This is a genomic window from Streptomyces exfoliatus (assembly GCF_000725545.1).
Classification (GTDB): domain Bacteria; phylum Actinomycetota; class Actinomycetes; order Streptomycetales; family Streptomycetaceae; genus Streptomyces; species Streptomyces exfoliatus.
In genome coordinates this window covers 1-283 of record NZ_JNZP01000113.1, presented here as the reverse complement: position 1 = coordinate 283, position 283 = coordinate 1, and the positions used below count along the sequence as shown (strand labels likewise).

General features: G+C 69.6%; 1 protein-coding gene. It reads left to right on the top strand.

Annotated elements, in window-relative coordinates:
* Positions 1 to 283 (top strand): 6-phosphogluconolactonase (locus tag IO20_RS0134345; protein WP_030560481.1); only part of this gene is annotated, 283 nt, incomplete at both ends.

Genomic DNA, 283 nt, shown 5'->3' with positions numbered 1-283 from the left:
CCGAGGCCGGTGGCGTGGACCTGCAGATCCTCGGCATCGGCACCGACGGGCACATCGGCTTCAACGAGCCGTGCTCCTCGCTCGCCTCCCGCACCCGGATCAAGACGCTGACCGAGCAGACCCGCGTGGACAACGCACGGTTCTTCGACAACGACATAGAGCAGGTGCCGCACCACGTCATCACCCAGGGCATCGGCACCATCCTGGAGGCCCGCCACCTGGTGCTGCTCGCCACCGGCGAGGGCAAGGCCGAGGCCGTGGCGCAGACCGTCGAGGGCCCCGT